The organism is Embleya sp. NPDC055664 (assembly GCF_053618075.1).
Map to the genome: position 1 here is coordinate 1 of NZ_JBSHGZ010000086.1, position 5,422 is coordinate 5,422.

General features: G+C 71.8%; 6 protein-coding genes. 4 read left to right on the forward strand and 2 right to left on the reverse strand.

From position 1 onward, the window contains the following. The first annotated feature begins 62 nt into the window (after nt 1-62). On the forward strand, nt 63-836 hold the full coding sequence (locus ACWGR4_RS48055) for an HNH endonuclease family protein (protein ID WP_379999963.1): 774 nt from the start codon (nt 63-65) through the stop codon (nt 834-836). A gap of 27 nt (nt 837-863) precedes the next feature. On the opposite strand, the gene ACWGR4_RS48060 is transcribed toward ACWGR4_RS48055, so the two are convergent. Further along, a complete protein-coding gene (locus ACWGR4_RS48060) occupies nt 864-1,802 on the reverse strand; it encodes a quinone oxidoreductase family protein (RefSeq protein WP_452134009.1) in 939 nt (312 codons plus the stop codon). A 116-nt stretch (nt 1,803-1,918) separates the two neighbouring features. On the opposite strand from ACWGR4_RS48060, the gene ACWGR4_RS48065 reads away from it, so the two are divergent. Together ACWGR4_RS48065 and ACWGR4_RS48070 are read left to right on the forward strand one after the other, a co-directional pair. Next, entirely contained in the window at nt 1,919-2,383 is a 465-nt protein-coding gene (locus ACWGR4_RS48065) for a MarR family winged helix-turn-helix transcriptional regulator (RefSeq protein ID WP_379999967.1), read from the forward strand. 9 nt (nt 2,384-2,392) lie between these two features. After that, nucleotides 2,393-2,998 (forward strand): hypothetical protein, encoded by a 606-nt coding sequence (locus tag ACWGR4_RS48070; protein WP_452134010.1) that lies wholly within the window; start codon nt 2,393-2,395, stop codon nt 2,996-2,998. On the opposite strand, the gene ACWGR4_RS48075 is transcribed toward ACWGR4_RS48070, so the two are convergent. Then, nucleotides 2,982-3,935, reverse strand: a complete 954-nt coding sequence (locus ACWGR4_RS48075) for an RDD family protein (RefSeq protein WP_452134011.1) — start codon at nt 3,933-3,935, stop codon at nt 2,982-2,984. The two genes, ACWGR4_RS48070 and ACWGR4_RS48075, sit on opposite strands and share 17 nt — an antisense overlap. Nucleotides 3,936-3,985: 50 nt before the next feature. On the opposite strand from ACWGR4_RS48075, the gene ACWGR4_RS48080 reads away from it, so the two are divergent. Next, on the forward strand, nt 3,986-4,993 hold the full coding sequence (locus ACWGR4_RS48080; RefSeq protein WP_452134012.1) for a stage II sporulation protein M: 1,008 nt from the start codon (nt 3,986-3,988) through the stop codon (nt 4,991-4,993). The last annotated feature ends 429 nt before the right edge of the window (nt 4,994-5,422 follow it).

Here is a 5,422-nt window from a genome sequence, read left to right on the forward strand (position 1 = left end):
GCGAAACGCCCGCCCGGCCCACCGCCGTCCGGCTCACACGACAACCCTCGGGGGGCGGTCGCATGCGACGGCGCAACCATGCCGCGATCCTGCTCGTCGCGGCGGCCCTGACCGCCGTGACGGCGTGTCAGGACGACGGCTCGAAGGCGGAGTCCGCGGCCGGCGCCACGGCCGCGAATACAGCACAACCGGCATCGGGCGGCGACGCGGTCGACCCGCTGGACAACGAGGACGGCACCAAACCCGGCCTCGCGCCGTTGACCTCGGCGGCCGACCTGGCCCGGGCCCGGGCGCTGATCGACCGGGTGCAGACGAAGGGGCGCGGCCCGAAGACCGGCTACGACCGGGAGAAGTACGGCCCGGCCTGGAGCGACGCGGTCAGCGGCGTGCCGTTCGGCGGCAACGACTGCGGCACCCGCGACGACATCCTCAAGCGGGACGGCCGGGCGACCCGGTGGCGGGACAGGAAGGGCTGCGTCGTGGAGACGATGACGCTGCCCGACCCGTACTCCGGCAAGGACATCACCTTCACCAAGGCCAAGGCGTCGGCGATACAGATAGACCACGTGGTGCCGTTGAGCGCGTCGTGGCAGATGGGCGCCGCCCAGTGGGACGCCGACAAGCGCCGCCGACTGGCCAACGACCCGCTGAATCTGCTGGCCGTCGACGGCCCGATCAACGGCGGCAAGGGCGACTCGAGCCCGGCGACGTGGCTGCCACCGAACAAGGCGGTGCGCTGCTCCTACGTGGTGCGGTACGCGCAGGTGTCGATCAAGTACGAACTGCCGGTGACGGACGCGGACAAGGCGGCGATGTCGGCGCAGTGCGGGGGGTGACGGCGGTCGGGCCCGGCTCGGCTCGGCCTATGGGCGCAGGACGACCTTGCCGAGATTGGCGCGTGCCTCGATCACCTCGTGCGCCTTCGCCGCGTCCGCGAGCGCGAACGTGCCGTGCACGACGACCCGGAGCCGGCCCGACAGCGCCAGGTCCCAGAGCTCGTGCAGGTGCCGCTCGTACGTCTCGGGGAACGCGGTGGAGAAGCGGGCCATCGACATCCCGGTGATCGTCCGCGCGCCGGCGAGCAGTTCCCACGCCGGCACCGTCCCACCGCCGGAGTTGAAGAAGACGAGCCGGCCGAACGGCGCGAGCGCGGCCACCGCGCGCGGCAACACCTCGCCGCCGACGCCGTCGAGCACCACGTCGACCGGCTCGCCCCACGACGCGTCGGCGTAGGACACCACCTCGTCGACCCCGAGCCCGCGCAGGAAGTCGGCCTTGTCGAGCGAGCCCACGGCCGCCACCACCCGGCTCGCGCCGCGCGTGCGGGCCAGCTGTACGGCCAGATGACCGGCCCCGCTCGCGGCACCGGTGACCAGCACCGACCGTCCCTCGACCGCACCGGCCGAGGTCAGCGCGGCGAGCGCGACATGCCCGCCGCGCACCAGCGCGACCGCGTCCACGGCACCGGCGGCGGCGGGGATGTGCGACGCGGTGAACACGGGGGCGAGGGCGAAATCCGCGTAGGCGTCGGCGAACGAGATGGCCACCACCCGATCGCCGACCGCGAATCCGGTCACGTCCGGCCCGATCGAGGCCACCTCGCCGGCCACGTCCCCGCCGAACACCCCGGGCAGCGGCAACCCGCCCTCGCGCACCTTGCGCACACTCGGCAGGCTCACCCCGATCGCCTCGGTCCGGATCAGCAGCTCACCCGGCCCGGGTTCGGGTATCTCGGCGTCCGGTACCTCCTCCAGGCAGAGCACGTCCGGACCACCGTTGCGGTAATAGCGAACACGACGCATGCGCGCATCCTCCGGGTATCGAAAATCATGGGAAAGCCCAACGAAAACCGTGGGTGAGCCCAACGGTATGCAATGATCGTGGGAAAGTCCAACGATTCTCCGGATAGGCTGCGCCCATGGTCGACAAGCTGCCCGCCCCCGCCCGGATCCGCGCCCTGCCCAGCTGGCTGCTCGGCCGCGCCGCCGCACACGGCCGCGGCCTGGTCCGCGAGGCGCTGGCCGGCGACGGCATGCCGATGCTGCACCACCTGGTGCTGATTGCGGTCCGGGAGTACGGCCCGGTCGCCCAGGCCGAACTCGCCCGCGCCGTCGCCATCGACCCCAAGGACATGGTCGCAATCCTGAACTCCCTCCAGGCCGACGGCCTGGTCACCCGCACCCCCGACCCGCACGACCGACGCAAGAACGCGATCGCCGCCACCCCCGCCGGCGAACACCGCCTGGCCCGGCAGGAACCCCTCGTGGACGCCGCGATGGACGACCTGCTCGCCCCCCTGACCGCCGCCGAGCGGGCCACCTTCACCGCCCTGCTCACCCGCGTCGTCGCCGCGGCCGACCCCGATGCGCCGACCGTGTCGTAGGGTCCGCGCATGCCCTCAGGCACCTACTCCTTCCACGACCCGCACGACGGCACCCCCCTGGGCGAGGAACGCTTCTCCTGCGCCCCCGGCCCGATCGGCTGGCGCTACACCGGAAGCGGCATCGACCTGACCCTCGACGCGCGGGGCCGCCCGGTGCGCCTGGAGGTGCTCGCGGGCGGCTGGCGCGTCCGCGGCGGCGCGACCGTGGTGGCCGGCGCCCCCGGCGTGGTGTGGCTGCGGGCCGCGGCCGACCCGTCGGTGGACGCGCCCGCGACCGAGGCCGAGGCCCGCGCCGCCGGCTTCACGGGCCGCTCGCCCGCCTTCCTGATCGCGACCGCCACGCTGCTGAACCTGACCGTCGGCGACTCGGCCCGGCTGCGCCTGATCGCGCTGACCGAACCGGTCCTGGCCGCCCGCACGGTGGACCAGTCCTGGACCCTGGCCACGATCGAGACCCACGACGGCCTGACCGTCGAACGCTACGAGGTCGACGACCTCGCCACCGGCGAACGCGCCACGATCCACCTGAGCGGCGACGTGGTCCTGGCCGCCCCGGGCATCGAACTCGAAGCCCTCGACACACCGCCGAACCGGCGGATCACGATGGGGGGGTGAAGCCGGGGGGTGTGGGGGTGGGCGCGGATGTGGGCTCGGGCTCGGGCGCGGGCTTGGGGGTGGACGTCGGCCCGGGGGCGGGCGTCGGCGCCTGCGAGCCCGGTGCCGATGGGATCGGCGGGATCGGCGGGATCAGCGGTGCGGAGCCGGGCGCCGGCGGCGCCGCGTTCCCGGTGGCGTACCCGCCGACGGCGGACGCGTGCCGCTCCAAGTCCCGACGCCGGCGCTCGGCGAGTACGGCGGCCAGGTACACCACCGGATGCATCCCGGGCGGCGGCCCGACCCCGATCCGTTGCGCGGTGTCCCCGGTCAGCCGCTCGGCGAGCGACGCGGCTATCGCCGGATCCAATTGGTCCCGCCGGGACAGGTATTGCCGAATGGCAAGGGCGAGATCATCGGACAGCCCGGACAATTCGATCCCGGTCGCCCACGCCGAGGCGGCCGGATGCAGCGGCAGCGGCAGTTGCCGCACCCCCGGAGTGCGCTCCCGCACCACGAATGTCCCGGCCGCCATGTCCCCGAGCCGCTTGCCGTTCGTCGAGGCCATCGAGGAGAACACCGCGCCACACCCGAACGTGGTCCAGAAATCCACGAAGAACCCGAGCAGCGCCCGCACCAGCGCGTGCCGGAACCGAATCGGCCCACCGTCGTCGCGCACCACCCGAAGCCCGAGCGCCAACTTCCCGAGGGAGCGCCCATGACTCGCGGTCTCCCAGGTGACCGGCCAGCCGATCACCACGAGCACGACGATCGTCAACGTCAACGCCGCCGCGAGCGCACCGTCGTCGACGGGCACCGCCAGCGAGACCAGCCACACCACCGCCAACAACAGGGCGACCTGCGCCGCGAGGTCGATCACCATCGCGATCGCCCGACTGGGCAGCCGCGCCGGGCGCAGGTCGAGCGCGACCGCTTCTCCCGTGACGAGCTCGGACACGGCCACCTCCAGTGTGTGCGTCGATGTCGCTCCCAGAGAGGATGCACCGTATGGATGTCGACGTCTTCGTCGCGGTACACCGCCCCGAGTGGGAACGCCTGGAACAACTGACCCGCAGGCGCCGCCGCCTGTCGGGACCCGAGGTGGACGAGCTGGTGACGCTGTACCGCCGCACGGCCACCCACCTGTCGACGATCCGCTCCGCCGCGCCCGACCCCGTACTGGTCGGCCGGCTCTCCACCCTCACGGCCCGGGCCCGCTCGGCGGTCACCGCCCCGCGCACGCCGGCCTGGCGCGACGCGACACTCTTCCTCACCGTTCGATTCCCGGTCGCGGTCTACCGCAGTCGCCGCTGGTGGGGGACGACGGCCGTGGCCTTCCTCGTGGTGGCGTCACTGATCGCCGCCTGGGTCGCCCACGACCCGGCGGTCCGCGATTCGGTCGGCGCGCCGGACCAGATCCGCGAGCTGACTCGCCCCGGCGGCGACTTCGAGACCTACTACTCCAGCGCCCCCGCGAGCTCGTTCGCCGCCCAGGTGGCCACGAACAACGCGTGGGTGACGGCCGGTTGCCTGGCCCTGGGCATCCTGCTCGGCCTGCCGGTGCTGTTCATCGTGTTCAGCAACGCGATGAACGTCGGCATCTCGGCGGGCCTGATGGCCGACGCGGGCCGCCTCGACGTCTTCTTCGGCCTGATCACGCCACACGGCCTACTCGAACTCACCGCCGTGTTCATCGCGGCCGGCGTGGGCCTGCGCCTGGGCTGGACCGTCATCGACCCCGGCCCCCGAACCCGCGCCAAGGCGATCGCCGAGGAGGGCCGAATCGCCCTGGGCATGGCGGTCGGCCTGGCCCTGGTCCTGGTCGTCTCCGGCATCATCGAGGCCTTCGTGACCCCGTCCGGCCTACCGACCTGGGGCAGGATCACGATCGGGGCGACGGTCGAGGTGGTGTTCCTGGCGTACGTGGTGATCCTGGGCCGCCGGGCCGAATTCGCCGGAGAGCAGGGGGATGTGGCATCCTCGGACGTCGCGGACGAACTGCCGATGATCGCTTGATCAGGTGATCTTGACAGCCCACCGACCGCACACGTAGATTCGAAGGGTTGTCGCGAAGTTGTCCAACGACGCGACAGTCTGGTAGTCTCTGCCAGAGCCGAGCGGGGCGTCCGTCAAGGATTGCACTCCTGCCGCAAGCATCACCATCGAATTTCTCGATCATCGGTCGCGTTCATTCGCGACGAGTTCGGCTATTTGCTGTTCTTGTGCATGTGGATTCTGGAATTCCCAATCGGCGCCGGAGTACCGGCGGAAACGGCTTACCGAATCTGCTAGGCTCCACGAGCCGGAAGCCGAAGGAACGAAAGTCCCGAAGGCGGAAAGCAACAGCAGGAACGGACGAAAAGCGGGTCGGAAGATCTGCTAGAGTCTGAAAGGCGGAAAGCGCGGGAACGCGCCGGACGCCGAAAGCGAGGAAAGCGAAGCGGC

Coding starts and splice junctions, on each gene's coding strand:
- ACWGR4_RS48080 (WP_452134012.1), top strand. CDS start 3,986: ATGGATGTCGACGTCTTCGTCGCGGTACACCGCCCCGAGTGGGAACGC.
- ACWGR4_RS48060 (WP_452134009.1), bottom strand. CDS start 1,802: ATGCGTCGTGTTCGCTATTACCGCAACGGTGGTCCGGACGTGCTCTGC.
- ACWGR4_RS48070 (WP_452134010.1), top strand. CDS start 2,393: ATGCCCTCAGGCACCTACTCCTTCCACGACCCGCACGACGGCACCCCC.
- ACWGR4_RS48055 (WP_379999963.1), top strand. CDS start 63: ATGCGACGGCGCAACCATGCCGCGATCCTGCTCGTCGCGGCGGCCCTG.
- ACWGR4_RS48065 (WP_379999967.1), top strand. CDS start 1,919: ATGGTCGACAAGCTGCCCGCCCCCGCCCGGATCCGCGCCCTGCCCAGC.